Here is a 3,382-nt window from a genome sequence, read left to right on the forward strand (position 1 = left end):
CGATCAGCAATAAAAAGAAGAACAAAACGCCGCTTCCAAAACCTAAGCCTATGTTGTTCACGAAAAATAGATCGAACCGGGAGGCGAGCGAAATGGTGTAGCCCCTTATTCCAAACTGAACGAATGCCAGGATCAGGATACTAACGGCGAACGCTGTAAGACCGCTTTTAACATTGATTTTTTTATACCTGCGGAAATAATATACCATAACCAAAGCCGGTATAGTTAATAAATTAAGCAGGTGAATGCCGATAGAAAGCCCGATTACATAAGCTATAAAAACCAGCCACCTGTCGGCACGTGGCTCATCGGCAACGGCATCCCATTTTAAAATAGCCCAGAATACCACAGCGGTACATAATGACGACCATGCAAAAACAATAGTTTCAACTGCCGAAAACCAAAAGGTATCGGTAAAGGTAAATGCAAGGGCGCCGGTTAGCCCGGCACCCATTATTTGTAAGGTTTGGGTTGTATTAACAGGGGTACATTTTATAGCAAGCAATTTTTGAGCAAGCGCGGTTATGCTCCAAAACAAAAACATGATGGTAGCCCCGCTGGCCAATGCCGAACCAAGATTGGTAAAGTAGGCAACTTTTGTCCTGTCGCCCATGGAGAGCAGGGAAAAAGCTTTGCCAATCATGGCAAAAAGTGGGTAGCCCGGCTGGTGCGATACTTGGAGTTTATAAGCGCAGGAAATAAATTCGCCGCAGTCCCAAAAACTTACAGAAGGCTCTAAAGTAAGGATGTAAGTTAAGGATGCAAGGGTAAAACAAAGCCAGCCTAAAAGGTTATTGATCTTGTTGTAGCTCATGATAAAGTGTAAAAGTTTTTTCAAATAGTTAACACTAAATTAAGGCTTGAAAGTGGTAACGTGTTGAAATTTAACACTTTTAACATTTGTTAACACTTGGCGGGCTGAAGTGTTAAATGGTTGTTAAAACAGATCAGAGTGGGTTCCTGTCCGTACTAATTCTAAAAGGTTGATCTGTTCATTTTCATCCCAAATGAGTAAGAGGTCGGGTTTTACATGGCACTCCCAATAGCCTTTATAACTTCCACTTAACTTTTGCAAAATTTATAACCCCGTTGATTTACAGGAAGCTGTAATAATCGATATTCGCTTTCATAACGATATCAAGCGGAAGAAAATAAGAAGAGGCTATCGTTTTTTTTAATATTAAAAGATCGTAAAACAATTTAATGCCTTGATATGCCTGTTTTTGGGGTTGCTGGCTGATCAGAAAATCGATGGCTCCCTTCTTCAGCATTTGAATATTATTATCAACAAGATCATACCCGACTACACGGTAATTGAGCTTCTGTTCCGGAGTAATTGCTGCTGCGATCTTATCAATGCCATTCACAACAAATATTCCTTCCAGATGGGGGGTATCCCCAAAAACCGCGGTAATACCTTTACTTATCGTTTGCTCATTCCCGGTATTGTCAGTAAATCTCCATATTTTCCTGCCGGAGTTTTCAAAGAAAGTTAAAAACCCTTCCTCCCGGGCAGCGAATTGAATGTGATTATCTTCTTCCCTTTCAATGGAGGCAATCAGTATATCTCCCTTTTGGGAAGTTGTATAATCCAATAAGTTAGCTGCCAGGTATCCGCTGTCTTTCGAATGATTCCCTATAAAGCTGATATTGGACAGGCCTGGTAAATTACTGTCAAAGAAGATAACGGGTACACTTAAATCTTTGCAATGTGCCAGTAACCTTATCGTTTGATCATGAAATACCGGCACCATAAAAATACCGTCATAGTTATCGCCAATCACTTCATCCACACGTAATTTAAAGGAAACCTCGTTATTCTGTTCAAAGGTTAGGATACTGATATTGATCCCAAAAGGGGAAACTTCTTTCAATGCCTCCTCAAATCCGGTGCTATGGGCTGACCAAAAGGGGATCATTTCCGTCGCTTCAGGAATTAAAACCGCGATACTATAATCTCTCGCCGATTTTAACCTGCTGGCCAAAATGTTCGGTTTATACCCGAGGTCTTTAATTGCCTGTAAGATACGTTCGTGTGTTGCCTTTGAAACCCCACCACGGTTATTTAGTACCTTGTCAACAGGGCCGGTGGATACCCCGGCCCGTTCTGCAATTTCTTTAATGCCGATAGTTTTATTTGAACTTGTTTTCACGCAAAGCAATATTACAGTTTTTATCTAAAAAATTTGGAAGTGCAGAATAAAGCATATATGTTTGTCAAATAGTCAACGTTGACTATTTGATTGTTTGTAACCTAAATAACTTGTAATCAATTATAAGCAGCACAACAGGTATTTTTAAACCCGGGAACAGATTAAGGTAGTTTAAGCACAAAATACATATAGAAGATTAAAGGAACCCGTTGAATTGGGTAGGGAAATACTTATGTCTAAACTCCTTTGAAACTGAGCGAAAAATCAAAATAAACTAAACAAAATTTCATATGGAAAATCTTAAGGAATCCTTCGAAAAAGAGGGGTATGTGATTGTTAATGTCTTAACCTTGGGTGAAATTGACCACTTCAGGTTGATCATGGACAAGTTGTTAAGCCCCAAAATTGAAGCAGCCGACAAGCAGGCGCACAGTTCCTCCTTCCAGCACCTGGGTGATGAGATCGCTTCGTTCGGGCAGGAAGCCCGTCAATATTATTTTCATTTACTGACCAAGGTGGGAACCGAACCGATTCATCATGCCTTTTATAACCCGGTGATATTAAAAGTAGTTGAAGAGATCATAGGGCCGAACCTGATCATCAACAATGCGTCGATACTGGCAGCAAATATAGGTACTTCTTATTCGCTGGGCTGGCACCGGGACGTCATCCAGATTCCGCAGGCTGAGATTGAAGACTGGATGTTTTCTAAAGAACGGTTTCATAACAGCGTACAAATCAATTTGCCATTAGTGGATGAAAACTCCCTTTGGATTGTACCCCGTAGCCATAACCGGCCTAATACCTCCGAAGAGAATGAAGCATTTCGGGGTTCGAAGCACTATGCCCCTGTTGGCGCCGAAATGCCGGGTGGTATTCCTGTTCGCTTAAAGGCCGGCCAGGCGGTTATCTATAATAACAATCTAATTCATCGGGGATATACCAAAACCATGGAACTACCCCGGCGGACCTTGCACATGGGTTACCATAGTGCAGCCTTTCCGCCTACCTGGCATTTTTATCTGCTCAACGCCGGTTTGTTAACACCTGAATATTTGGAGACACTTGACCCGACCATGCGCAGAATGATGAACGAATACCTGGAATGCAAACAGCAGTACCCGGATATGGGCGACACCTGGAAATACGATTATAATTTTCCGGGACAGGCTGCCAATTAAAATAGGAAAGCGCCTGATATAAAGGTGAATGAATTGATATAAATAAAA

The 3,382-nt window shown here is 41.5% G+C and carries 4 protein-coding genes; 1 reads left to right on the forward strand and 3 read right to left on the reverse strand.

Annotation, left to right across the window (positions count from 1 at the left end; all coding sequences use genetic code 11):
- The 3 genes from VF500_RS19100 to VF500_RS19105 all read right to left on the reverse strand — a co-directional run.
- The coding region (locus VF500_RS19100) for a DUF2723 domain-containing protein (protein ID WP_330861208.1) at positions 1 to 814 on the reverse strand (814 nt) is incomplete at its 3' end.
- 123 nt (positions 815 to 937) lie between these two features.
- Positions 938 to 1,075, reverse strand: coding sequence for a type II toxin-antitoxin system mRNA interferase toxin, RelE/StbE family (locus VF500_RS31735; protein ID WP_349257181.1), 138 nt, complete (start codon positions 1,073 to 1,075; stop codon positions 938 to 940).
- Positions 1,076 to 1,094: 19 nt separating this feature from the next.
- Complete coding sequence (locus VF500_RS19105; protein ID WP_330861206.1) at positions 1,095 to 2,153, reverse strand: LacI family DNA-binding transcriptional regulator; 1,059 nt, start codon at positions 2,151 to 2,153, stop codon at positions 1,095 to 1,097.
- A gap of 290 nt (positions 2,154 to 2,443) precedes the next feature.
- On the opposite strand from VF500_RS19105, the gene VF500_RS19110 reads away from it, so the two are divergent.
- Positions 2,444 to 3,334, forward strand: coding sequence for a phytanoyl-CoA dioxygenase family protein (locus tag VF500_RS19110; RefSeq protein WP_330861207.1), 891 nt, complete (start codon positions 2,444 to 2,446; stop codon positions 3,332 to 3,334).
- The last annotated feature ends 48 nt before the right edge of the window (positions 3,335 to 3,382 follow it).

Source organism: Mucilaginibacter sp., from assembly GCF_036383575.1.
GTDB lineage: Bacteria > Bacteroidota > Bacteroidia > Sphingobacteriales > Sphingobacteriaceae > Mucilaginibacter.